Genomic DNA, 25,305 nt, shown 5'->3' on the forward strand with positions numbered 1-25,305 from the left:
GTAAAATGCCGTTACGACACGAAGTTGGGTCTCTGGGTGGAGAGCCTCTCCGCTCACCGCGTGTCCCCCTTCCCTCCCGGGTCAACCGTGCTGCATCGCTCTCTCGCCATGCCCTCGCTTAACGCGCCCCCGGCCGGTGACGCGCTGGGGAATTCCCACCTGCCAGGTCCTCCTCAGGCTCCCCGGGGCACGGTGGCGGTCGTCTTCACCGACGTGCAGAGCTCCACCCAGCTGTGGGAGCAGTGTGGCGAGGCCATGCAGGTGGCGCTGGACGAGCACAACCGGGTGCTGCGCACGCGGCTGTCCACCACCTCGGGCTATGAGGTGAAGACACAGGGAGACTCATTCATGGTGGTCTTCCCCTCAGTAACAGAGGCGGTGCGCTGGTGCCTGGACGCGCAGGAGGCGCTGTTGCACGCGCCCTGGCCCGCCGGGATCCTCGCCCACCCCCAGGCCGCCGAGGAGCGTGGGCCACAAGGCCGAGCGCTGCACCGGGGCCTCCGGGTCCGCATGGGCGTGCACCTGGGTGAGGCCGAGTGCCGGATCGACGAGCGCACCGGCCGGGCGGACTACCTGGGGCACACGGTGAACGTGGCGGCACGCGTGGCGGATGCGGGCCACGGCGGCCAGGTGTTGCTGAGCGGCGTGGCCTGGGCCCAGGTGGCCTACCAGCTCGAGGCCTTGGGCCATCCCGCGGTGCGGGCCCTGGGTGAGTTCCGCCTCAAGGGCTTCGAGGAACGCATCGCGTTGATCGAAGTGCTCCCTGCCTCGCTGGCGGATCGACGCTTCGGGCCCCAGCGGGCCATGGAGGAGCGGCGAGGCAACCTCCCCTCCGTCACGGGCGCACTGGTAGGCCGCGAGGAGGAGCTGGCGCTCCTGCGGCAGCGGTTTCAGGAGGGCGCGCGGCTCGTCACCATTCTGGGGCCCGGAGGCATGGGCAAGACACGCCTGGCCACCCACTTCGGGAGCACCCAGCTGAACTCGCAGCAGCTCTGGAGCGGCGGCGTGTGGCTGTGCGTGCTGACGGAGGCCACTTCTGCGGGCGACATCTGCCACGGGGTCGGTCAGGCGCTCGATGTGGATCTCACCCACGGCGACAAGGAGGCGGATCCGGCCGAGCAGATCGGCCGCGCGCTCGCGGGCCGGGGGCAGGTGCTCCTCATCCTCGACAACATGGAGCACCTCATGCGCCATGTGTCGGCCACCCTGGGCCGGTGGATGGCGCTGGCGCCCCATGCGCGCTTCCTCGTTACCTCGCGCGAGGCGATGCGCCTGCCCGGGGAGTGGGTGCTGGATCTGGCGCCGTTAGGGCTGCCCGCGGAAGATGAGACGTCGCTGGAGGCCATCTCCCGCTCGGAGGCGGTGCGCCTCTTCGTGCAGCGCGCTCAGGCGGCCCAGGGGCACTATGTGCTGACGGCCGAGGACGCCCCGCGGGTGTCCGAGATCGTGCGCCGCCTGGACGGCATCGCCCTGGCGATCGAGCTGGCGGCGGCGCGGACCCACGTGCTGGGGGTGGCACAGATTCGCGAACGGCTGTCGCGGCGCTTCGTGCTGCTGCGGGCCGGACAGCGGGATGCCTCGGCGCGGCAGGCCACGCTGCGAGGTGCCATCGACTGGAGCTGGAACCTGCTGGAGCCCGCCGAGCGCGAGGCCCTGGCACAGTGCTCGGTGTTCCGCGGCGGCTTCACCCTCGAGGCGGCCGAGGCGGTGCTGGCGCTCCCCCCGGACGGCCCGGACGTGCTGGACGTGATCCAGTCCCTGCGCAGCAAGTCGCTGCTGCGGACTGCGCCCACGGGGAACCTCGAGGGAGAGCGGCGCCTGAGCCTGTACGAGAGCGTGCGCGAGTACGCCTCGGAGCGGCTGGCGGAGTCTGGCCTCGCGGCCTCGGCGGTGGCGCGGCATGCGGACTTCTTCTTGGGCCATGCGCGCATGCTCACCCGCCTGTTGCATGGCAGCAGCGGCGTGGAGGCGCTGCGCAGGCTCTCTGCGGAGCGCGAGAACCTGCTGGCCGTATGTGACAATGCCCTGGCCGAGCGCCCTGCCACACCAGAGTCCCTGGCCCGGGTGCTGGGCGGGCTGATCGCGCTCGAGCCTGACGTGACGGCGCGCGGGCCGATGGATCTCACGCTTGAGCGGATGGACCAGGCCTTGGAGCTGGCCTCCAGCCTTCCTGTGGACGCGCGGCTGCGCGCCGAGGCCCTCGCGGTACGCGGCCGGGCCCACCTGGAGCTGGGCCGCCTCGCCGCCGCGCGCAAGGACCTGGAGGAGGCACGCAGGGCCTTCCACGCTCTGAGGGCGGAGGCGCAGGAGAAGCGGGTGCTGGTGGGGCTCTCCATGGTGGCCCGCCATGAGGGGGACATGAATGCGGCGTGGGCACTGGTGGTGGGGGCCCGGGCGCTGTCCTCGGATGGGGACCGTTGGCTGGAGGGCTACGCGGTGGGCAACCTGGGCCTCGTCGAGCTGTTCCGCAGCGGCGTCACGGCGGCCGTTCCCCACCTGCATGCGGCATTGGAGCTGTTCCGCGGGCTGGGGGATGCCACCTACGAGGTGGTCTTCCTGATCAACTATGCCTTTGCCATTGGCGAGCTGGGGCGGACGCGAGAGGCGGTAGCGCTACTGGAGGAGGTCCTGAGCAAGTCAACCCATGTGGGCGACCGCTTCCACCACGCAATTGCCCGGGTGAACATCAGCTGCCTCCTGCTGGAGGAGAACCGGGCCTCCGAGGCGGTGGAGCACCTGGAGGCGGCCATGCCCATCGGCCGGCAGTTCGGCAGCCGCATTCTCGAGGCGTGCGCGCGTGGAGAACTCGGCCGCGCCTACCTGTGGCTGGGCGCACCGGAGCAGGCCCTGGCCCACCTGCGCGAAGCCATCGCCACTCTGTCCGAGGTGTCACGCTGGCACATGCTGCGCTTCTCCGCCCACCTTGCCGCGGTCCACGCCGCGCTCGGCCAGCTCCCGGAGGCCTCCGAGGGCTTCCTCCTGCTGGAAGCCGCACCCGAGCTGCGCAATGACCCTGTGCTGGGCGAGCTGGTGTCTCTGCTCCGCGCCGCAGTGGATCTCGCGGCAGCGCGGACCCGGGCTCCCTCCGCCCTTGCGGGGCAACTCGTGGCAGCGGCGCGGCAGCGGCTGGAGCAGGCCCGGCAAGCGCCTCCCGCGGCAGCCTCCTCCGATCTGCGCAGCTCGCTACGGCTGCTAGAGCAGTGGCTCCCTCGACCGGACTGACAGCCCCTGTCCCTCGGCTGGGACAGATGGAGTGGACATGCACGTTCCCATGGGGATCCACGGAATCTGTAAGCCCCTGGATTTCCAGCCCATTCGCTCTGGCATTGCCGTTGCTTTGAGGTCTCGCACGCCTGGGAGGCCCTCGCATGGACGCCGTCAGCAAAGGATCTGGTTCTTCACGTTCACCCGCTCGCTCAGAGCGCAGTGACAGCGGCAGACAGGACACAGGGAGCTCCTCTTCCGGGGGAGCTTCCGGAACGAATCGTCCCCGTTCTCCCCGCCGCGAGGAGAGCTCCTTTGAAGGAGGATCCTCGGGTAGCGGCACCTCCCGCGCTCCGAAGCGTGCCAGCACTCCGTCGTCCTCCAGCGCCTCCGGCGCGAGTGGTGGCTCCAGTTCCAGTGGGGGCTCGTCTGGCACGAACGGCTCCTCGCGGCCCTCTCGCGGGCAGCAGAGCAGCTTCAGCAGCGCGGGTGCTTCCGGTGCTGGTGCTCCTCGTGCTCCGGCCAGGGCGCCAGCTTCGGCGGCGGGCGCCTCGGGCTCCAGCGGAGCCCCCCGCCTGCCTCGCCGTGAAGAGAGCTCATTCAGTGCAGGTGCTTCGGGCGCGGGGACCTCCCGTCCACCCACGCAGACCTCACCGTCCAGCGCGGGTGCCTCTGGCATGAGCGGCGGCCGCCCGCCACGAGCGACGGGTGGCGACACCTACTCCGGGGGTGCCTCGGGGATGGCGGGCGGGCCTCTCTCTCCTCCCCGGCTTCCTGTTCCCAGCGCCGGGGCCTCGGGCGCCAGCGAAGGTCTCCCCGTGCGCAGCCCTGCGCCGCCTCCGGCAGCGCCGCCTCCGGCCCAGAGCGGCCTGAACTGGGAAGGGATCCAGGAGTACGGCTGGGGACTCTCGGAAGGGCTCGGCGTGGACTCGCTCTTCAAGGCCGAGACGTATCAGCAGGCCGGCGCGGGACTGAACTTCCTCGTCAATGATCCCAAGGCAGCGCTCGGCGTGCTCGGAGAGGAGGCCTCTGCCCGCCTGAGCACTGCGCAGGCGGGGCTGAACTTCCTCGCCTCGAACCCGCAGGCGGCCGGGCAGGTCCTGTGGGAGGAGGCCAACAACAACATCATTCAGCCCTCGACGCGGGGCTTCAACTACCTGGTGAGCAACCCCAGTGGAGCGCTGCAGACGCTGCAGGAGAACCCCCGCGATGTGGGCCGAGTCCTGGGCCAGGCGCTGGGCATCCTCCTGGAGGCGAAGTTCGATGGCCCCGGAGGCGTCGGCATGCTGGATGACGCGGGGAAGGCAGACAACCTCCTCCCCGGTGCTCCTGCGCGAGGCCCCGAGCTGCCGAAGGTCGATGGACCTCCGCCGCCACTCCGCCCGGATGCTGACGACGTCCTTCCTCCGGCCGTCACCGTTCCGCCGCCGCCCCCCCGTCCTGGAGCAGGCAATGCCCTGCCTCCGGCCGTCACCGTTCCACCACCGCCTCGCCGCCTGGATGCCGACAGCCCGACCGCACCCGCCGACAGCGCTGCCCTGAAGGATCAACCGGGCGGGTTCACGCCTGAGCAGCACGACCAAGCCCTCGCGGCAGTCCAGGATCTCGAGATGGTTGGCGCCGCCATGGGACTGCGCACGCCCGTCGACAAGGCCGTGGAGCTGGACCTCCTGCACAGTCGCTTGGATCCGAACTCCCCCCCCCTGCCAACGGACACGCTCAGCCTCAAGGAGTACGTGCTCCAGGAGGCCGAGCAGCAGGCAGCAGCCTATGGCATCGACACTCCGCTCTATCTTCACAACCTGATTGACGACCTCAAGGCAGCGGGGAAGTCTGTCGACGAGATCGAGAACGTCTTCGATGAGCACGGCCTGAGGATTCGCACCCCTGAGGAGATTGCCAGTGGGACGCTTCCTTCCCGCCCTCCTGTCCCCCGAAAGGCGGAGATCCAGCAGCTCGAGGTCCAAGAGGCGCTCCAGGGCTTCGACTTCCCCATCGACCGTCGCGTGCGACTGGACTACCTGCGCGACACGAAGGGAGCCCTGGCGACGGATACGAAGAGCCTCGCCACCTCTCTCAAGCACGAGGCCGAGCTGCAAGCGGCGCGCTACGGCATCGACACTCCCCCGCACCTGCACACGATGGTGGAGGAGCTCGACAAGGTCCTCGCAGGCGAGGCCTCACTGGAAGACGTGCTTGCGATGTACGGAATGGAGGATCCTCGGCCGTAGCCACTTCCCACTCGACGAGGCAAGGCTCGATGAGCTCCTCCAGCGCTCCGCTCCTGGTCCTGACGATGATCGTCAAGGACGAGGCGCGCTCGATTCAACGCACCGTCGAGTCCGTGCGTAACCATGTGGACCGGTGGCTCCTGCTCGACACCGGCTCCACGGACGGCACGCAGGATCTGGCGCGGGCCGCGTTCGGCAACGTGCCCGGAGAGGTGATCGAGGAGCCCTTCGTGGACTTCGGGACCACCCGGACCCGGGCCCTGCAGCTCGCGGAGCCCCGGGGCCGCTTCGCGCTCATGCTGAGCGGAGACGAGACGCTCGAGGGAGGCCGGGCCCTGCGCAGGTTCTGCCAGGCCCACGCGGACGCCCAGGGCCCAGGCCACGGCGCCTACCTCATGCTGATGCGCTGGGGCCGCCGGAGGACCCTGCTCCTGCCCCGGGTGACTCGCAGCGGCGCGGGCTTCTTCTACCAGGGCGTCACCCACGAGCACCTGACCCACCCGACGGACACGGCCGAGCACCACGTCCCCAAGGCGGCGATCTCCCACGACGTCGAAGGAAGGGATGCCGAGCGGAAGCGGCGCTCCTGGGAGCGGGATCTCGAGCTGCTCCAGGCAGCGTGCGAGCGCTCCCCAGGGGACACCCGCTCCGCGTTCTACCTGGCGCAGACGCTGGAGGACCTCGGGCAGCACGCCCAGGCGGCCGTGGCCTACCTGCGGCGCGCGTCGCTGGGCGGTCCCTTCGTCGAAGAGACCTTCCAGGCCTATCTGCGTGCGGGGCGCTGCGCACTCGCCGCAGGCGCACCGAGCCCGCAGGCCCAGGAGCTCTGGCTGAGGGCCCACACCCTCCTCCCCCACCGCGCGGAGCCCCTCTATGAGCTCGCACGCCACTGGCACGAAGATCGCCAGAGCCCCGCGGTGGCATTCCTCTATGCGCAGCGTGCGGCGCAGCTCCTCTATCCAGAGGACGCGGTCCTCCCGCTGGATCCCGAGCTCTACCGTGTGGATCGCTTTGACCTGCTCGCGATCGTGGCGTTCCACGTGGGCGAGCGCGAGCTCGGCGAGCGGGCGCTGCGGAGAGCCCTCCGCGCCAGACCTGGCGACGAGCGGCTCCTGGAGAACCTCGAGCTCTCCCGGCAGAAGTGGCCCAGGTGACGTGCCTTCAGGCTTCCTCCCCGCGCACCAAAAACAGAGGGCCCGCCAGAGACTGGCGAGCCCTCGGTGCAACGCGCGCCCGTGCGGGCCGTCGCGTGGCGTCGGCTACTTCAGGTGCTTGAAGGCGCCGGCAACCTCGGTCATCTTGATCTGCTTCTTGTTGCCGTAGACCTTCTTCAGGTTGTCATCGAGGTTGATGAGCTGACCCTGGTTCAGGCCATGCTTCTTGAAGTAGGTCCACAGGTTCTTGATCACTGCGGTGCGCGGGAGCGGCTTGTCGCCAACGACGGCGGCGAGCTCGGGCGACGGGGTGAACTCCTGCATGAACGCTGCGTTCGGCTTGCGCTTGGCACCAGCAGCCTTCTTCGCAGGAGCCTTCTTCGCAGTGGTCTTCTTCGCAGCAGCCTTCTTCGCGGCCATTCTGTGTCTCCTCCCCTCCGAAGGGGACGTGGATTACGGCGTTGGGAACAAGAGCCGTGGGCGGCGTAGTAGCACGGCCCGAGCCGAAAAACAGCCCTTCCGTACGTCTTTCCCTCTGAAAAACGCTCCGTGATCGCTGCCTCACACTCGGGAGAGGGGGGGCGGACCACCATTTTTCCCTCGGGAGAACGGGGGTCGGACGCGTAAAGACGGGCCCATGAACACCCTCATCACCGGTGCCAACGGCTTCCTGGGAACGTGGCTCGCCAGAGCGCTGACCGCGCGCGGAGACACGGTGGCGTGCCTGCTGCGGCCCTCCAGCGACACCTCGGGGCTGGCCGGGCTCTCCTATAGTCGAGTGGAGGGAGACGTGACGGACCCGGCCTCGCTGGAGCGCGCCGTGGTGGGCCGGGAGGTGGTGTTCCACCTGGCGGGCATCCGCCGGGCCGCGACGCGGGACGAGTTCATGCGCGTCAACGCCGAGGGCACCCGCAACGTCTGCGAGGCCCTGCTTGGCGCCGGGGGCAAGGCGCGCCTGGTGCTGTGCGGCTCGCTGGCCGCTTCCGGCCCCTCCTCACCCGGCCACCCCCATGTGGAGGAGGACCCCTTCCACCCCGCCGAGTGGTACGGCGAGAGCAAGGCCGAGGCGGAGCGCATCACCCTCTCCTACGCGGACCGGCTGCCGGTGACGGTGATTCGCCCACCGCGCATCCTCGGGCCGGGCGACCACGAGAACCTCACCTTCTTCAAGCTCATGAAGCGCGGCATCCGCCTGGAGATCGGCGGAGGCCCCCGGCCCCTCACCCTGGTGGACGTGGAGGATGTGGTGGACCTGCTGCTGGTGCTGGCCGAGCGGCAGGAGGCCCTCGGCCAGGCCTTCTTCCTGGGGGGGACGAAGGACCTCACCCTGGAGGATCTGCAGGACATTGGCGCCCAGGAGCTGAGCGTCCACCCCCGGACGATCCGGCTCTCTCCTTGGATGCTCAAGGGCCTGGCCGCGGCGGCGGACGTCATCACCCAGGCCACCGGCCGCAAGCTGCCGCTGAATCGCAAGCTCGCGCGTCAGCTCCTGGCCCCGGCCTGGACGTGCTCGGGAGCCAAGGCCGAGCGGCTGCTGGGTTTTCGCCCGCGAAGGGATCTGGCGGACTCCATCCGCCGGAGTGCTCGGTGGTACCGCGAGCAGGGCTGGCTGTGAGCACTCCTCCTGGGTTTACCTGAGAATTCCCACACTTCCGGCATCGTTGACACACCCGGACAGGAGTGTCAGGAAGCGCCAGCCCCATGCCCGCCAAAGCTGCCTTCTATGATGTCGACGGGACGCTCGTGACGACGAACATCGTCCACGTCTACGCCTATTACGCGATGAACCGCGGCTCGCTCCTGGGCATGGCTGGGCGCACCCTGGGCACGGCGGCGAGCCTGCCCCTCTTCGGGGCGCTGGACGTCATCAACCGCAAGGTCTTCAATGAGTTCTTCTACCGCTACTATGAGGGGCTCACCGAGGACCGGCTCATCACCATGGCCGAGGACATGTTCGAGGACGTGCTCAGGCCCGCCCTCTACGAGCAGTCCAAGGACCTCATCGCCGAGGCCCGGCGCGCCGGCTGCCGGATCGTCCTGGTGACGGGGGCGCTGGACTTCACCATGCGCCCGCTCGCCCGCTACCTGGGCGCCGACGAGCTCATCGCCAACAAGATGCAGTTCGTGGGCGGCAAGGCCACCGGCAAGGTGATTCCCCCCATCATCGAGGGCGCCAACAAGGCCAACGCCATCCGCGACTACTGCGTGCGCGAGGGCCTGTCCCTGGCCCACTGCCACGGCTACTCGGACAGCGCCTCGGACTACGCCATGTTGGCCATCGTCGGCCGGCCCACCGCCGTCAACCCGGACATGCGCCTGCGCTCCCTGGCGCGCGCCTACAACTGGCCCATCCTGGATCTGAAGTAACGAAAACGCCCATGCGCCCCATCAAGACGCTCCAGAAGCTCTACGACGAGGAAAGTCAGGTCGTCATCACCGAGAAGGGCAGCCCTCCGCGCGTGCTCTTCTCCGGGGAGAACTTCCTCTTGGAGGACCTGCCCGTTGGCACACGGGTCATCTTCCCCCGGCCTCCCATGGCCGGCGTACCTAACGTCAAGGCCGCCATCCGCTGGGCCATCAACCACCCAGAGGGCATGGATCCGCTGCACGCGCTCCTGCGCCCGGGGATGAAGCTCACCTGCGTCATTGACGACATCTCCGTGCCCCTGCCGCCCATGGTCACCCCGGACGTGCGGCAGACGATCCTCGAGGTGGTGCTGGAGCTGGCCGCCGACAGCGGCGTGGATGACATCCACCTGGTCATCGCCAACGCCCTGCACCGCCGGATGACGGAGGCGGAGATGCGGCGCATGGTGGGCCAGAAGATCTACGACGCCTACTACCCGGACCGCTACTACAACCACGACGCGGAGGACCCGGACGGCATCATCGAGCTGGAGCGCACCCACCACAACGAGGTGGTGGCCATCAACCGCCGCGTGGGCGAGAGCGACCTCATCGTCTACGTCAACGTCAACTTCGTGCCCATGAACGGCGGCCACAAGTCCATGGGCACGGGGGTGACGAACTACGCCTCCCTGCGCGCGCACCACAACCCGAAGACCATCCGGGACTCCGAGAGCTACATGGAGCCCAAGACGAGCGCGCTCTACAAGAGCAACTCGCGCATCGGCACCGTCATCGACAAGCACCTCAAGGTGTTCCACATCGAGACGACTCTGAACAACCGCATGTTCGGCGCGCCCATGGAGTTCCTCGGCAAGAAGGAGGAGGACTACACGGAGGGCGACAGGCTCAAGCTCCAGGCGGCGCTCTTCGCCCTCAAGCACGCCCCGCGCGCGGCGGCGCGGAAGATCTTCAACGCCGTGCCGGCCCCGTATGAAGTCACGGGCGTCTTCGCCGGCGCCACGGAGCCGGCCCACGCCAAGACGCTGGAGATGAGCTGGAAGCAGTACGCGGTGCCGGTGGAGGGGCAGAGCGACATCGTCATCTTCCCCATCCCCTTCATCTCTCCGTACAGCGTCAACTCCATCCTCAACCCACTGCTGCTGCAGGTGATGGGGTTGGGCTACTTCTTCAACCTCAACCGCGGCGTGCCGCTGGTGAAGAAGGGCGGTGTGCTCATCCTCCTGCACCCCGCGTTCGACGAGTTTGATCCCGTGCAGCACCCCAGCTACATCGAGTTATTCAACCGGCTGCTGCCGGAGACGCGCGACTCGATGAAGCTGGAGCACAAGTACGAGCGCGAGTTCGCGGAGAACCCCAGCTACGTGCACCTGTACCGCAAGGGCAACGCCTACCACGGCGTGCACCCCTTCTATATGTGGTACTGGGGCGAGAACGGCCGCCAGCACGTGGGCAAGGTCATCGTTGCCGGGGCGGAGAACAACCACGTGCCCGCACTGCTCGGGTGGGACCGGACCGACACCCTCACCGAGGCAATCGAAGAGGCCCGCGGCTTCATGGGCCGCTCGGCCACCATCAGCCTGCTGCGCATCGCGCCCACCCTGCTTGCGGACGTGAAGCTCTGAGCCCGCTCTGAGCGAGCCCTGAGCCTCCACCGCGGCGTCTCGAGTTGGACATGAGTCAGCTGCCCGAACTGAACGTCTCGCAAGTCTTCACCGGCAAGCGCCTGCTCTTCGCCGGCGCCACCGGCTTCGTGGGCAAGGTCACCTTGTCCATGCTGCTGGCGCGCTATGGCCAGGAGCTGGACAAGATCTACGTGCTCGTCCGCAAGGGCAGCGCCGCCTCCGCCGAGCGCCGCTTCTTCGACAAGGTGGCCACCAGTGAGCCCTTCCAGCCGCTGCGCGAGGTGTACGGCGAGGCGGGGGCCCTGGAGTTCATCCGCCAGAAGTGCGCGGTGCTGGACGGCGACATCACCGATCCGCTCATGGGCCTGGAGGAGGCGCAGGCGGAGGGCCTCACCGGCAAGGTGGCGGCCATCGTCAACTGCGCGGGCCTGGTCTCCTTCAACCCCTCGCTGGAGGTGGGCCTCAACGTCAACACCCACGGGGTGAAGAACGCGGTGGAGCTGGCGCTGCGGTGGAAGGCACCGCTCATCCACATGTCCACCGCCTTCGTCGCGGGCAACCGCAGCGGGCTCGTCTTCGAGGACGAGGAGGTGCTGGGCTACTTCCCGAAGAAGGAGGAGCTGGACGGGCGGGACTTCAGCCTGGAGCAGGAGCTGAAGGACGCCGAGCGCATCGTCGCGCGGCTGCGCGAGCAGGCGGATGACAAGGCCCTCACCTCGCTCTTCCGGAAGAAGGCGTTGGACCGGCTGGCCGAGGAGGGCCGTGACACCGCGGACGAGAAGACGATGCGCCTGGCGGTGGGGCGCGAGCGCAAGCTGTGGCTCACGGGGGAGCTGGTGCGCGCCGGCATGGAGCGTGCGCGGCACTGGGGCTGGCCCAACACGTACACGTACACCAAGAGCCTGGGCGAGCAGGTGCTGGCCGCCACCCCGGGCCTGCGCTACTCCATTGTCCGTCCCTCCATCGTGGAGAGCGCGCAGCACTACCCCTTCCCCGGGTGGAACGAGGGCTTCACCACCTCCGCGCCCCTGGCCTTCGCGGGCCTCAAAGGCCAGCGCGGCATCCCCGCCGGGCACCGCACCATCCTGGACATCATCCCCGTGGATCACGTGGCCGGGGCCACCATCGGGGTGACGGCGCACTCGCTCACGGTGGAGGAGCGGCGCGTGTACCACCTGGCCTCCGGGGACGAGAACCCCTTCTATGCCAGCCGCTCCGTGGAGTTGGTGGGCCTGTACCGGCGCCGCTACTACCGCAACAAGGAGTCCGGCAACGCGCTGATGAATGCGGTGCGCTCGCGCGTGGAGCCGGTCCCCGTCACGAAGCAGGCGTTCGAGAGCTTCAGCGCTCCCGCCTTCATCAAGGGCGCGCAGCTGCTCAAGAAGGTGATCGACGAGGTGCGGCCCACGTGGGGCGCGCCCGCCGTGCAGGCCCTGCTCGACCGGGCGAAGGTGAAGCTGGACGACGTGGAGGAGCAAGTCTCAAGCCTCGCGGGCCTGATCGAGCTGTTCCTGCCCTTCATCTGGGAGAACCGCTACGTCTTCCGCTGCGACAACACGCGCTCGGTGTACCAGCGCATGGCGTCCACGGATCGGGCGAAGATCAACTGGGCGCCGGAGCACATCGACTGGCGCACGTACTGGCTGGAGACGCACCTGCCTGGCCTGGAGAAGTGGGTGTTCCCCGGCCTGGAGGAGGAGACGCAGAAGCGCACCGTCATCCCCGCGTACCGGGACCTGCTGGAGATGTTCGAGGCCTCCGTGCACGCGTGGCGGCACCGGGTGGCCTTCCGCATGTTCTCGGACGAGAAGGAGGAGCGCATCACCTACGGCGAGGCGCACCGCTATGCGGCCCGCGTGGGCAGCACCCTGCTGCTGGCCGGGGTGAAGCACGGCGATCGCGTGCTGCTGGTGTCGGAGAACCGGCCGGAGTGGGCCATCTCCTACTTCGGAATCCTTCGCGCGGGCGCCACCGTCGTCCCGGTGGATCCGGCGCTGAGCGAGGCGGAGGTGGTCAACATCGCCCGCCGGGCCGAGGCCAAGGCGTGCCTTATCTCCGAGCAGGCCATCGAGGACTTCCCAGGGCTGGTGAAGGCGCTGACGGACGGCGAGCGCTCCACGCACGTCCTCAGCCTGGCCGAGGCCATGTCCGGGGATCCGGCATACCCGGATCGGATCGGCCCGGTGCGCAAGACAGCGTCGGCGGATGACGTGGCCAGCCTCATCTTTACCTCGGGCACCACGGGGACACCCAAGGGCGTCATGCTCACCCACCGCAACTTCGCGGCGCTGGTGGCGAAGCTGGCGGGAGCCTTCAACATTGGCGTGGGGGATGGGCTGGTGTCCGTGCTCCCGCTGCACCACACCTTCGAGTTCTCCGCGGGCTTCCTCACCCCGTTCTCGCGCGGCGCGGAGATCACCTATATCGATGAGCTGACGTCGGACCGGCTCGGAGAGGTGTTCGAGACGGGCCGGGTGACGGCGATGGTGGGCGTACCGGCGCTGTGGCAGCTGCTGCACCGGAAGATCACCCAGGAGATGGCCAGCCGCCCGCCGGTGGTGGAGCAGGCGCTCAAGGCGCTGATGGCCTCGCACGGGGAGCTGCGCAACCGCAGCTCGCTCAACCTGGGCAAGCTGCTGTTCTGGCCGGTGCACCGCAAGTTCGGCGGGAAGGTGAAGTTCCTGGTGTCGGGCGGCTCGGCGCTGCCGGATGACGTGCACAAGGCCTTCCATGCGCTGGGCTTCAACATCACGGAAGGGTACGGCCTCACAGAGGCGGCGCCGGTGCTCAGCGTGGCGGAGCCCACCAACAAGCGCCAGCCGGGCACGGTGGGCAAGGCCCTGCCGGGCATCGAGTTCCGCATCGATCAGCCGGACAACGATGGCATCGGCGAGGTGCTGGCCAAGGGCCCCAACATCATGGCCGGCTACTTCGGGGACAAAGAGGCCACCGAGGCTGTGATCAAGGGCGGGTGGCTGCACACGGGCGACCTGGGGCGGCTGGACGCGGAGGGCCGGCTCTTCCTGGTGGGCCGCCAGAAGGACGTGATCATCGACGCCAACGGGAAGAATGTGTACCCGGACGAGCTCGAGGATCTGTACAGCGTCCACACGCACATCAAGGAGCTGTCCATCGTCGGCCTGCCGGAGGACGGGGGGGGCGAGAAGGTCGCCTGTCTCTGCGTGCCGGACTACAAGGAGCGGCCGCGCGAGGAGGTGCGCCGCGAGCTGGAGGAGCACTTCCGCAACGTGAGCGCGGACATGCCCTTCTACCGGCGGGTGAAGGTGCTGCGCTTCTGGGACGGGGAGCTGCCCCGCACCTCCACGCGCAAGGTGAAGCGCAAGCTGGTGGTGGAGGAGCTCAAGCGCCTGGAGCGGCTGGCTTCCTCGGGAGAGAAGGCGCGCGAGCGGGTGGCGCAGCCGGGCACGGGAGGGGTGAGCGACTGGCTCTACCCGCTCATCGCCGAGGTGGTGAACCGGCCCGTAGCGGAGGTGCGGCCGGACGCCCGGCTCTCGGTGGACCTGGGCTTCGACTCGTTGATGCTGACCGAGCTCTCGGTGGCGCTGGAGCAAGCGGGCGTGCCGCTGCCCGCGGTGAATGATCTGACGCAGATCAACACGGTGGAGGATCTGCGCAAGCTGATCGTCGCTTCGGGACGGCGGCCGGCGGTGGAGGCGCGAGCGAAGGAGATCTCCGAGGACCACAAGCGCTCCGAGGAGACGGAGATCCCCGTGCCAGAGGTGGTGGCGAACCTGGGCCGGCAGCTGCTCACCTTCGGGCAGAAGGTGCTGTACGGCGGCGCGTTCAACGTGAAGGTGACGGGGAAGCAGTTCGTTCCGCAGAACCGGAACTTCCTCGTCATCGCCAACCACGCAAGCCACCTGGACGCGGGCCTCATCCGCACGGTGCTGGAGGAGCAGGGGCGGAAGACGGTGGCGCTGGCGGCGCGGGACTACTTCTTCGACACGGCCCTGAAGCGCGCCTACTTCGAGAACTTCACGGACCTGATCCCCATGGATCGGCACGGCAGCCTGCGCGAGTCGCTGCGGCTGGCGGGCGAGTCGCTGCGCATGGGCTACAACCTGCTCATCTTCCCGGAGGGCACGCGCTCGACGACGGGCGAGCTGCTGGAGTTCAAGCCGACGCTGGGTTACCTGGCGCTCACGTATGAGGTGGACGTGCTGCCGCTCTACCTCAAGGGCACCTTCGAGGCTCTGCCCAAGGGGACAATGTTCCCGAAGTCCAAGGAGCTCGAGGTCCATATCGGCCCGGCGCTGAAGTACGCGGACCTGAGGACGAAGACGCAGGGCATGGCGCGCTCGGAGAGCTACCGCTACGCCACGCGGCTGGCGGAGGAGGCGGTGAAGGCGCTGCGGGCGGGCCGGGTGCTGAACCTGGATGCGGCTGCCACGACAGAGGAGCAGCGTCGAGCGCTGGGCTCCTCGGGAGGGCAGGACTCGTGAAGCTGCTCGTCACGGGAGGCACGGGTTTCCTGGGCACCCACCTGGTGCCGCGGCTGCTCGAGGCGGGCCATGAGGTGCGGCTCATTGGCCGGACGCGGCCGTCGGCGCCGGGGCTGGCGCGCGCGGAGTTCGTCCAAGGCGACTTGAAGAACCGCGAGGCGGTGCGTGGCGCACTGCAAGGGGTGGAGGCCGTCTATCACCTGGCGGGGCTCGTCTCCTTCCAGGACAAGGACGCGCGGCGGATGTACGAGCTGCACGTGGACTGCACGCGCGAGCTGCTGAGGGACGTGCGTGAGGCGGGGGTGAAGCGCTTCATCCTCGCGTCCACCTCGGGGACGATCGCGGTGTCGAAGGAGGAGCGGGTCGGCACGGAGGAGGACGACTACCCGATTACCGTGGTGGGACGGTGGCCGTACTACCTCTCGAAGATCTACGAGGAGAAGCTGACGCTGGAGTACTGCCGCAAGCACTCCATTCCTCTGGTGGTGCTGAACCCAAGCCTGCTGATGGGGCCTGGGGATGACCGGCTCTCCTCGACGTGGACGGTGGTGAAGTTCCTCAACGGGGAGCTCCCAGCGATGCCGGGGGGTGGAATGTCCTTCGTGGATGCGCGGGACGCGGCGGAGGCGTTTCTCAACGCGCTGACGCGAGGGGAGCTGTACGGCCGCCACCTGATGGGCGTGAACATGTCGATGGCGGACTTCTTCGATCGGCTGGAGCGGCTGACGGGTGTATCGGCTCCGCGGCTGCGCCTGCCCTCGCAGGTGAACGTGATGGGGGCGAAGCTGCTGGAGCGGTGGGCGAAGTTCCGAGGGACCCAGCCGCAGCTCGATCCCCAGGAAGTGGATGTCGGCGAGCACTACTTCTACCTGGACGCCTCGAAGTCGGAGCAGGAGCTGGGCTTCCGCGCGCGGGATCCGCACGAGACGTTGCACGACACGGTCCAGTACATCTTCACGAAGATGCCGCCGCAGGACCTGCCAGGCACCAAGGGTCGGCTCGCGGCGAAGCGCGACAACACCTGAGCAGGCGGGCCTCACTCCCCAGTCCTCAGTGGTTCAGCGGCAGCGAGAGTGTGAAGCTGGCCCCTTCGCCCCGCTGGGAGCGGACCTGCAGGGTGCCGCCATGCAGCCGAGCCAGCGCCGACGCGATGTAGAGCCCCAGCCCATGTCCCTGGCCGGTGCTGCCTTCCGCCCGGTGGAAGCGGTCGAAGATCCGCGGCAGCTCGGAGGCGTCGATGCCGGGGCCACGATCCGTGACCGAGATGACGGCTCGCCCGGGGGAGAGCTCCAATGAGAGCGCCACCCATGGGGACGGCCCTCCATACTTGACGGCGTTCGACACCAGGTTGTTGAGGATCTGCCGGACTTTCTCGGGATCGACTTGGACGGTGACCGCTTCGGCGGGGAGCGCCAGGACGAGCTCGACCTCCGGCCGCGTGTCCCGCCAGTACCGAGCCACTCCCTCAAGGAAGGCCTTGAGCTCGCACGGCTCGCGCTGGAGCTGGATCCGCCCCTCCGACAACTGCGACGCCTCGAGGACGGAGCTGACCAGCGTCGTCATCCGGTCGAGCTGCTGGAGCGCCACCCTCGCCCGCCTCTGCTGCGCCTCCGCCGTGTCGCCGCTCAAGTGGCGAAGCATCAGCTCGAGGTTCAGCCTGGCCGAGCTGATGGGTGTCTTGATCTCGTGTGCCACCCAGCTCATCATCTCCGCCCGCGCGAGGTTCAACCCTGTCTCGGGCGCCTGCGTCAGCGGCATGCCCCCCGGCCGCTCGGGACCGGCCCTCGCTGCGCGGAGCCCGTCCTGCACCACGCGCTCGAACGTCTTCAGGGACACCGGCTTGGCGAGGTAGGCGTTCGCCTCATGGGCCCCTTGAGGCCGCGCCGCGCTGACCAGGATGAAGGGCGTGGCCGCCAGTTGCAGGTCCTTACGCACCGACCGCAAGAACTCCACGCCGGTCAGCCCGGGCATCATGTGATCACTGACGATGAGGTCGGGCTGGTGGGCTCGCGCGAGCCCCAGCGCCTCATCTCCAGCGTGTGCGCACAGCACGGTGTGGCCCAGCCCCGTGACCACGGAGGCGAAGACCTCCAGGAGCGCCTCCTCATCGTCTGCCACCAGGACGACCTTCATTGGAGCTCCGTCTCCCGGCTCAGCACTCCCATCGGGCGCGCCATACCGGTCAGCAGACCTTCGGCGGAGTTGAGCGGCTTCAGGACCCGGAGGCCCTCGTCGCGAATCTCGAACTCGCGGAGGCTCGGGTCGAACCGGCTGTTGCGCAGGTTGAGGATGGACATCACCCGGTGGAGCCGGCCCCGCAGCTCGACGTGACGCAGGAAGAGCAGGTTCTCGGCGACGCTCGCCAGGGGCGAGTCGCTGAAGTCCAGCTCCGGCCCGATGAGCTTGGAGATCTTGCGGGTGAACAGCGACGTGATGCCCATGGACCTGAGCCGGATCAGCAGGGCGCCAAAGAAGGCGCGAGAGCGCCCGGGGTTCTCCAGTGCGCGCTCCAACGTATCGACATCCTCGAGCACCAGCCGCCTGGCGCCCGTGCGCTCGAGCTCGGCCAGCAGCATCTCGACGATCTCATCTGCCTCCACCTCGAAGCAGGGGTTGTAGCGCAGGTGCATCATTCCGGAGGAGATGAGCGGCTCGAGCTCGAGGTTGACGCGCCGCGCCCTGGCGACGAGGCTCGCCACAGGCTCCGCAAAGGTGAACACGAGCGACTTCTCTCCACGCATGGCGCCCGCTGCCGCGAAGTGCATCCCGAGCAGCGTCTTCCCGACCCCCGTGCTCCCTGCGATGAGCGCCGCGGTATCGCGGGGCAGTCCGCCCTCGAATAACGAGTCGAGCTCAGGCAGCCCGAAGTCGGCACGTCCCTTCGGTGGGACGAAGTCCACATCCGGCTCGATGATCGCCTCCGCGCGCGGCAGGATGCGAATGCCGGAGGCACCGATCCGCATCACGTGCTTTCCGGGCAGATGCTTCATGCCGCGAAGCTTCACCACCTCCGCGCGCCGGACGCGACCGGTGGTGCCCTCCTCGTTGGAGAGGGAGATGATCCCGTCCACCGTCGTGGACTCGGGGAAGTCGATCAGCTTGCTGAGCGGATACTCGGTAATGAAGATGGCGGTGCAGTCCACGGTCGCCAGCCCCACCGAGAGCTCATAGAAGAACTCTCGCAGCTTCGCTTCGTCCTGCCACAGATCGCGCACCGAGCGGAGCCCATCCACCACGAGCACCTGGGCCTTCCGCTCACGAACCGTGTGGAGGAGCACCTCTCGCGCCTCTCGGGGCCCCTTCTTGAGCCACGAGTAGATGCTGAGGAAGAAGAACTCCTCACCCAGCCGCTGGCGGCTGAAGAAGGAGAACCCTGCGAGGTCCTCGAGCAGCTTGGCCTGGGACTCGGAAGTCGTCGTGGCCAGCACCACCGGGGTGCCAAGCGCTGAATGATGGAAGGCCACCTGGCTGGCGAGGACCGTCTTGCCCGTGCCTGGCTGACCGGTGATCAGCAAGGACTGACGGCGGGGAATACCACCACCGAGGAGGGCATCGAAACCAGGAACACCACTGGGGAGACAGCTTCTGGGGGAGCTCACGCGCACCTTTCGATGTCGAACGTTCCTCCCCAACGTTCTTCTCGGCCGGCAGGTCCGCTAGCCGTCCACTCAAGAACGGCAGCCGCTCCTGTTAGCAAGCGGACAGTAACTGCCTCGCTCCGCCAGCAGCTACCTCAGCAGCTTCTGGAGCTGCTCCCAGGCGTCCACCGTGAGCCCGGCGTGCCCGTCCGCAGGTACACGAGGCTGCCCGGAGTATGTCCAGGTACGTGGATGACGTGGACTTTCTCCCCATCTACGTCCAGCTCCTTCCCATCCTCCGCCCCCTCCAGCTTCGCGGGCAGCGGGGGCCGGGCCATGGAGCGCGTGAGCCTTCCCACCAGGCTCTTCTGGGGGTATTCCCCACGCAGCAGGGAGATCTCCGCGGGCTCCAGCACCACCCGCGCATTCGGGAACAGGTGCGCGGCGGCCCAGTGGTCCACGTGGGCGTGCGTCAGCAGGATCGTGTGCACCTGCTCCGGCTTCACACCCTGCTTCGCCAGCTCTGCCAGGAGCTCCCGGCCTTCCGGATCCGCGCCCGCATCCACGAGCGCGGCGCCGTGCGGCGTCCTCAGCACCCACGCATACGAGTACCCGGCGGTGAGCACCCCCACCAGCGCGGGCCCCGCCTCGATCCGGGCTCCGTCTCGCTGGGGGAGCTGAGGCCACACCCACGCGGCGCCCAGCAAGAGCAGCCCCAGGAGGATGAACAGGGCTCGCGCCAGCCGGGATGGCGAGTCCTTGGCCACGCTCGCGCTACCCGACGACCCGGTTGCGCCCTGCCTTCTTGGCCCGGTACAGGTTGGCGTCCGCCACCTTGATGAACTGGGTGGGCTCCGTCATGTCCTGCTCCATCTCCGCCACGCCGATGGAGATGGTGACCGGGATCTCCTTGTCCTCGAAGATGAACGTCTTCTCTTCGATGAGCTTGCGGATCTTCTCCGCGAACAGGCGCGCCTTCTCAGGCCCGTCCTCGGGCATCACCATCGCGAACTCTTCGCCGCCGTACCTCGCGAAGCACTGCTCGCGCCGCACCAGCCGCTTGATGGACTGCGCCAGCTCGCGCAGCACGTAGTCACCTGCAAGGTGCCCGTGCACATCGTTGATCTTCTTGAAGTGGTCGATGTCGAACATCATCAACGTCAGCGACCGGTGGTAGCGGTGCGAGCGCCCCATCTCCCGCTCGATGTACTCGAGGAAGTAGCGCTTGTTGTTCACCCCGGTGAGGCCATCCGCGATCGTCAGCGTGTAGATGGTCTCGTGGTACTGCGTCTCGATGTTGTCCCCATCCAGGAACTTGAAGATGGAGCCGCCCACCTTGACCAGATCCCCGCTGCGCAGCGGCTGCGGGCTCAGCACCTCTTGATCATTCAGGTAGGTGCCGTTGGTGGAGCCCAGATCCTCCACGAACATGCGGGTCTGCTTGGTGCTGATGCGCGCATGGCGGCGGGACACGTTGTCCAGCTCAACCTGGATGTTGCAGGCCTCGTCACGGCCGATGGTGTACTCGATGTCCTCGAGCACGTACTTCTTCCCCAGCTCCGGACCGTGAATCTGGACAAGGCAACAGTCCCGGTTGACCGCGTTGGGTGCCTTGACCGTGGTGATTTTGGTGACCCGAGTTTCGTCGGCTGCCATCGGAATCAGGAATACCACGCCCCCCCCGAGGAGCGCCATGTAGGCACAGAGCGTCCACGGGCGACACCGAGGCGGTTCTGCACTCAACGAACGGACGCGGCGTGGCGCGGGCGGCCTTGTCGGCGAGCGAAGAGCGGTCTACGTCCGGCGCCACTATGGCAAAGCTGCTGGCGATGATTCTGGCAGGTGGTGCAGGGACCCGGCTCGAGCCGCTCACCCGCGAGCGCGCGAAGCCGGCCGTGCCCTTCGGTGGCCGGTACCGCATCATCGACTTCGTCCTCTCCAACTTCGCGAACTCCGGCGTGTACCGGATGAAGGTGCTCACGCAGTACAAGAGCGACTCGCTCAACAACCACCTGTCGCGCGCGTGGAGGATGACGGCCTTCCTGGGCCACTACGTGGAGTCCGTGCCCGCGCAGATGCGGACGGGGATGGACTGGTACAAGGGCAGCGCGGACGCCATCTACCAGAACCTCAACATCATCACGGACGAGGAGCCGGACTGCATCTTCGTCTTCGGCGCGGACCATGTGTACCGCATGGACATGCGGCAGATGCTGGACTTCCACCTGGCCAAGAAGGCCGCGTGCACCGTGGCAGCCATCCCCGTGCCCATCGAGCAGGGCCGGGACTTCGGCATCATCGACGTGGGGCCGGACGGGCAGATGCGCCAGTTCCTGGAGAAGCCCAAGGATCCGCCGCCGATGCCGGGCAACCCGAAGATGTGCCTGGCCTCCATGGGCAACTACCTCTTCTCCACGGACGTGCTGGTGCAGGAGGTGGTGCGGGATGCGGCGGACGAGGCGAGCGCGCACGACTTCGGCAAGTCCATCATCAGCGAGCTGTACAAGCGCGCACCGGTGTACGTGTACGACTTCGCGCAGAACCGCGTGCCGGGCCAGGAGGAGAAGGAGCACGGCTACTGGCGGGACGTGGGGAACATCGACGTGTACTTCCAGTCCAACATGGATCTGGCGGAGGTGGACCCCATCTTCAACCTGTACAACGACCGGTGGCCCATCTACACGCAGCCGCACAACTACCCGCCGGCCAAGTTCGTCTTCGCGGACCTGGCCCACAAGCGCGTGGGCAACGCCACGGACTCGCTGGTGTCCGAGGGTTGCATCATCTCCGGCGGCTCGGTGAACCGCTCCATCCTCTCGCCCAAGGTGCGCGTGCACTCGTACTCAGAGGTGGAGGACAGCATCCTCTTCGAGAACGTCTCCATTGGCCGGCGCTGCCGCATCCGCCGCGCCATCATCGACAAGAACGTGGAGATCCCTCCGGGGATGACGATCGGGCACGACCTGGAGGAGGACAAGCGGCGCTTCCACGTCACCTCGGGGGGGGTGGTGGTCATCCCCAAGGGCATGAAGGTGTCGTGAGGGTGCGGTGACACGAGGACTGAGCCTGCGCGTGGCGACGGAGGCGGACCGGCGCGCACTCTGGCGCATCCACTCTGACTCCGTCTCGGCGCTCTGCCAGGGCGCCTACTCCTCCCAGGAGGTGAGGACGTGGGTGGAGCTGCTGCGCCCGGACGGCTACCTGCGGCCAGAGCAGCCGCGCACCGTGCTCGTCGCCGAGCGTGGGAGGAACCTGGTGGGCTTCGGGCAGCTGGATCCGTTGCTGGGGGAGCTGGAGGCCCTCTACGTGTCGCCGGAGGAGGCAGGCCAGGGAGTGGGCTCCTCGCTGCTGTCCGCGCTGGAGGTTGTGGCGTGGCAGGCCGGAGCACCGATGATGTGCCTGGATGCCAGCCTCAACGCGGAGGCTTTCTACCGCGCGCGAGGCTATGTCCGGCTCCACAGGGCCCACCGCATCCTCACTCCGGAGGTGCAGCTGGCCTGTGTGCGGATGCGCAAGCAGCGGCCCGCCCCGCCAAGGCTCCTGTCAGAGCGTCGGGGAGAGGCCTTCAGCTCGCCATGAGCCATGAGCCGTGAGCCGGAGCTCGGTAGGCCGCCGCTACGACCGCCGGAACGAAGACTTCACCTCGGGCTTGGTGAGCACGATCAGCGACCAGATCCCGATCGGAATGCCGGTGCAGCAGCAGGAGCCGAAGCATGGGATGAGCGCGATGACGGAGGCTGCGATGGCGAGCGGGTAGCTCTCCAGGTTCTTCATCTTCAGCGCCCCGAAGAGGGTGAAGCCCCCGAGGATGAGCTGGAAGAGGCTGGTGAAGATCCCCATCTTGCCCATGGGGCCGAGGAGGGACTTGAACTCCGCGGGGATCTGCGGGTTGTTGAGGAGTTCCTCCATCTGCGCGGCATTCCCACCGCTGAGGCTCTGGATGACTCCCCATAGCGCAACCACGATGGTGAAGCCTCCCACGATCATCAAGAAAATGGCGGGGATGCTCACCTGCTCCCGGGGATTCCCCCCCGCCGTGCCTGGCATTTCAACGTTCTCCATGGTGCTCCCCTCCCTGACAATCCGCTTCGAACGTGTCGCTCACGGGTAGATGACTCGTCCGGGTCCATTCCACACAGCCAGGGCCACTTCTACCAGGGAATAAACGCAGACTGTGGCATGGCCCTCGCAGCCAACCCCGCTCAGGCCTTGAACGTCAGCAGGGGGGCCAGCCTCGCCACCTCCCGGACGATGCCGGCCTGCACCTGGGAGGCCACCACCGGGCCAATGGGCTTGTAGGCAGCGGGAGCCTCCTCGATGCGGCGCTCCTCGCGCAGGGTGATGCAGTCCACGCCGGTGAGCCCCAGCGCCTCTTCCCGGTGGTCCGCCCCACCCCGCGCCATGGAGAAGCGCGAGCGCGCCCGCCCCGCCCCATGGGAGGCCGAGACCAGCGCCGCCGCGTCGCCGCACCCCACCAGGAGGTAGGACGGCGCGCCCATGGAGCCAGGGACGATGACGGGCTGGCCCGCCTCGGCGGGGCAGGCCCCCTTGCGAGCCAGCCAGCCCCCCTCCCACGGCAGGGTGATGTTGTGGGGCACGTCGTAGACGAGCGGGGCCTCCACGTCTCCGAAGAACTCACGCAGGGTGTGCCGCAGCAGCTCCGCCAGCAGCAGGCGGTTGAGGAAGGCGTAGTTGGCGGCGGTGGCCTCGGCCCGGAGGTACTCCGCGATGAGCGTGGGATCCGCCAGGGGGAGGATGCCGCTCTCCGGGAAGGGAGCCCCAGCGGGCCACGCCGCGCGCGCCCGGTCCAGCCACGCCATGCCCACGTGCTTGCCCGCGTCGCGCGAGCCGGAGTGGATCATGAACGCCAGCTGGCCCTCTCGCACGCCCCACTCCCACGCCTGCCCCCGGTCCACGACGGCCTCCACGCGCTGCACCTCGACGAAGTGGTTGCCGCCGCCAATGGTGGCCAGGCCCGCATCCCGCACCACGCCAGGCTTGACGAGCCCCGGAGGAGCCCAGGCCGGATCGCCCTCCAGCGCGCCCCCCAGGTGGATGCGGGTGGACTCGCGGTCGAGCTGCGCCAGGTCCGCCTTCGCGGCGCAGCCCAGCGGGTGCTCCATCGTCTCCAGGAGCCAGCCGGGGATGCCGTCGCGCAGCAGCGCCTCGGCGGCCCGCGAGGACATGGCCACATCCCTCGTGCCGAAGAAGTAGTGGCCCTTCATGCGCTCCACGAAGGCGTCACGGCGGGCGAGGAAGGCTTCCACGCCCAGGTCCGCGACGTGCAGGCGCATGCCGCAGTTGATGTCGGTGCCCACCGCGGCAGGCACCACCAGTCCGCGCGTGTGCAGCACCGAGCCGATGGCCACGCCGGAGTCTCCCGGGTGGAAGTCGGGGGTGGCACGCACGTGCAGGACGGCGCCGCCGCTGGGGTGCTTCAGGGCGGCGAGGTGGGCGAGCTGCCGGAAGGCCTTGCCCTCCACGGGCAGGTCCGGCGGGAGGAGAACCTCAGCGGGCGGTGTGTTCGCATCGCCCTGGAGGCGGACAGTGTAGAGGCGACCGTCATAGGTCACCTCGAGCCCCTCGCGGGCGAGTGCCCGGAGGAGCCGATTCAGGTTCGGCTGCATGACCCTACTCGGAGCTACCCCGCGCCCGGAAGAGCACGGGGGGACGTGGACGAATGGAGGGGGACCTCGGGTCAGCAGCCGCGGTCGCAGGACGGCGCGAGGCCCTCCTTCGGGCGCCCTGGACGCGGTGCACCGGATGCGCCTGACGGCCGCCCGGAGGCTCCTCTGCCAGACGGGCACCGCCAGATTCGAGCCAGGGCTCCCAACCCAGGGTAGAAACGAACCGAGGACTCGTGGCCACTGGACCCCTGGGTGAGTCCGTTGCACGATGGGGGTGGAACTTCCCATGGCGAACAAGCAGAGGGGCCCACTCCCACCGGTGCTGTCCACCGAGGAGACCCGCGTCAAGCCTCCAGAGGAGGACGAAGACGAGTTGCCTCCGGACGAACCCTCGTGGGATCCGCAGAGGGACCAGACGCAGCTGCTCCCCAACACCGGTCCCGTCCCCCTGGGGGAGGGGATGGATGACGCGACGCCTCCCGTTCCCCGGAAGATCGCTCCCGTTCCCTTGGAGGATCCCGACCTTCAGGGGCCCGACGAGGCCACGCGCCAGATTCCCCGCAAGCCCGCGGCTCGCCCCGGCTTGCAGGACCCGGACGACTCCACGCGCCAGATTCCCCGCAAGACGGGCACCCGGCCGGCCCTGCAGGACCCGGACGACTCCACGCGCCAAGTCCCCCGCAAGACGGGTACCCGGCCGGCCCTGCAGGATGCGGGGGACGATGCGACCCGCGACATCCCTCGGAAGTCGGGCTCCGTGCCCTCGGTGACGCGAGCGGCACCTCTGGAAGAGGCTCCCCTGCCGTGGGAGGCCGAGGGGGATGACCTGTCCCGGCTGCCCACGCGGGCCCAGTCCCTGCCCCCGATGATCTCCGGGCCCGCACAGGCCCTGGTGTCCCCTCCGCACGGCCCTCCGGTCCTGGTGCCCATCAACACGGAGCCCCACTACCTCGCACAGGCGCCCAAGGTCCCCATCGTCACGCAGCCCAACTACGTGCCGCCGCCGCCGCCCGTGGTGATCCCCATTGTCACCGCGCCCCACCTCACCCCCTCCGC

The 25,305-nt window shown here is 68.4% G+C and carries 17 protein-coding genes and 1 pseudogene; 11 read left to right on the plus strand and 7 right to left on the minus strand.

All coding sequences use genetic code 11. The features are described from left to right. The first annotated feature begins 108 nt into the window (after positions 1-108). From VD972_RS42510 to VD972_RS42520, 3 genes are all read left to right on the plus strand, one after another. Positions 109-3,222, plus strand: a complete 3,114-nt coding sequence (locus VD972_RS42510; RefSeq protein ID WP_324995310.1) for an ATP-binding protein — start codon at positions 109-111, stop codon at positions 3,220-3,222. A gap of 800 nt (positions 3,223-4,022) precedes the next feature. Further along, positions 4,023-5,435, plus strand: coding sequence for a hypothetical protein (locus VD972_RS42515; protein WP_324995312.1), 1,413 nt, complete (start codon positions 4,023-4,025; stop codon positions 5,433-5,435). Between the two features lie 29 nt (positions 5,436-5,464). After that, positions 5,465-6,589, plus strand: coding sequence for a hypothetical protein (locus VD972_RS42520; protein ID WP_324995314.1), 1,125 nt, complete (start codon positions 5,465-5,467; stop codon positions 6,587-6,589). 105 nt (positions 6,590-6,694) lie between these two features. Here VD972_RS42520 and VD972_RS42525 read toward each other — a convergent pair whose 3' ends face one another. Then, complete coding sequence (locus tag VD972_RS42525) at positions 6,695-7,009, minus strand: SWIB/MDM2 domain-containing protein (RefSeq protein ID WP_324995316.1); 315 nt, start codon at positions 7,007-7,009, stop codon at positions 6,695-6,697. A 217-nt stretch (positions 7,010-7,226) separates the two neighbouring features. Here VD972_RS42525 and VD972_RS42530 point away from each other — a divergent pair, with 217 nt between their 5' ends. The 5 genes from VD972_RS42530 (at position 7,227) to VD972_RS42550 (ending at position 16,069) form a co-directional block, all read left to right on the plus strand. Continuing rightward, positions 7,227-8,204, plus strand: a complete 978-nt coding sequence (locus VD972_RS42530; RefSeq protein ID WP_324995318.1) for an NAD-dependent epimerase/dehydratase family protein — start codon at positions 7,227-7,229, stop codon at positions 8,202-8,204. A gap of 86 nt (positions 8,205-8,290) precedes the next feature. Then, the gene (locus VD972_RS42535; RefSeq protein ID WP_324995320.1) at positions 8,291-8,956 is read left to right on the plus strand and encodes an HAD family hydrolase; all 666 of its coding nucleotides are present in this window, start codon (positions 8,291-8,293) and stop codon (positions 8,954-8,956) included. Positions 8,957-8,967: 11 nt separating this feature from the next. After that, on the plus strand, positions 8,968-10,581 hold the full coding sequence (locus tag VD972_RS42540; protein ID WP_324995322.1) for a lactate racemase domain-containing protein: 1,614 nt from the start codon (positions 8,968-8,970) through the stop codon (positions 10,579-10,581). Positions 10,582-10,631: 50 nt separating this feature from the next. Beyond that, entirely contained in the window at positions 10,632-15,044 is a 4,413-nt protein-coding gene (locus tag VD972_RS42545) for an AMP-binding protein (RefSeq protein ID WP_324995324.1), read from the plus strand. Then, positions 15,041-16,069, plus strand: coding sequence for an NAD-dependent epimerase/dehydratase family protein (locus VD972_RS42550; protein ID WP_324995326.1), 1,029 nt, complete (start codon positions 15,041-15,043; stop codon positions 16,067-16,069). The genes VD972_RS42545 and VD972_RS42550 overlap by 4 nt, the downstream gene beginning before the upstream one ends. A gap of 25 nt (positions 16,070-16,094) precedes the next feature. On the opposite strand, the gene VD972_RS42555 is transcribed toward VD972_RS42550, so the two are convergent. The 4 genes from VD972_RS42555 to VD972_RS42570 all read right to left on the minus strand — a co-directional run bounded on the left by VD972_RS42555 (position 16,095) and on the right by VD972_RS42570 (position 20,278). After that, entirely contained in the window at positions 16,095-17,177 is a 1,083-nt protein-coding gene (locus VD972_RS42555; protein ID WP_324995328.1) for a hybrid sensor histidine kinase/response regulator, read from the minus strand. Further along, a complete protein-coding gene (locus tag VD972_RS42560; protein WP_414654219.1) occupies positions 17,174-18,559 on the minus strand; it encodes an RAD55 family ATPase in 1,386 nt (461 codons plus the stop codon). The genes VD972_RS42555 and VD972_RS42560 overlap by 4 nt, the downstream gene beginning before the upstream one ends. A 218-nt stretch (positions 18,560-18,777) precedes the next feature. Continuing rightward, positions 18,778-19,389: an MBL fold metallo-hydrolase gene (locus VD972_RS42565; RefSeq protein ID WP_324995332.1), complete on the minus strand. Its 612-nt coding sequence runs from the start codon at positions 19,387-19,389 to the stop codon at positions 18,778-18,780. Between the two features lie 7 nt (positions 19,390-19,396). Beyond that, positions 19,397-20,278, minus strand: coding sequence for a GGDEF domain-containing protein (locus VD972_RS42570; protein WP_324995334.1), 882 nt, complete (start codon positions 20,276-20,278; stop codon positions 19,397-19,399). Positions 20,279-20,433: 155 nt separating this feature from the next. On the opposite strand from VD972_RS42570, the gene glgC reads away from it, so the two are divergent. Both glgC and VD972_RS42580 read left to right on the plus strand, forming a co-directional pair. Then, entirely contained in the window at positions 20,434-21,663 is a 1,230-nt protein-coding gene (gene glgC, locus VD972_RS42575; protein ID WP_324995336.1) for a glucose-1-phosphate adenylyltransferase, read from the plus strand. 7 nt (positions 21,664-21,670) lie between these two features. Then, the gene (locus VD972_RS42580) at positions 21,671-22,201 is read left to right on the plus strand and encodes a GNAT family N-acetyltransferase (RefSeq protein ID WP_324995337.1); all 531 of its coding nucleotides are present in this window, start codon (positions 21,671-21,673) and stop codon (positions 22,199-22,201) included. Positions 22,202-22,237: 36 nt separating this feature from the next. Here the strand turns inward: VD972_RS42580 and VD972_RS42585 are convergent, their stop codons facing one another. Next, positions 22,238-22,684: a hypothetical protein gene (locus VD972_RS42585; RefSeq protein ID WP_324995339.1), complete on the minus strand. Its 447-nt coding sequence runs from the start codon at positions 22,682-22,684 to the stop codon at positions 22,238-22,240. A gap of 140 nt (positions 22,685-22,824) precedes the next feature. Then, a complete protein-coding gene (locus tag VD972_RS42590) occupies positions 22,825-24,249 on the minus strand; it encodes an RtcB family protein (protein WP_324995341.1) in 1,425 nt (474 codons plus the stop codon). 286 nt (positions 24,250-24,535) lie between these two features. Between VD972_RS42590 and VD972_RS42595 the strand changes: the two are divergent. Further along, positions 24,536-25,305, plus strand: a pseudogene (locus VD972_RS42595) (hypothetical protein); the annotation flags it as partial.

Source organism: Hyalangium sp., from assembly GCF_035629615.1.
Classification (GTDB): domain Bacteria; phylum Myxococcota; class Myxococcia; order Myxococcales; family Myxococcaceae; genus Hyalangium.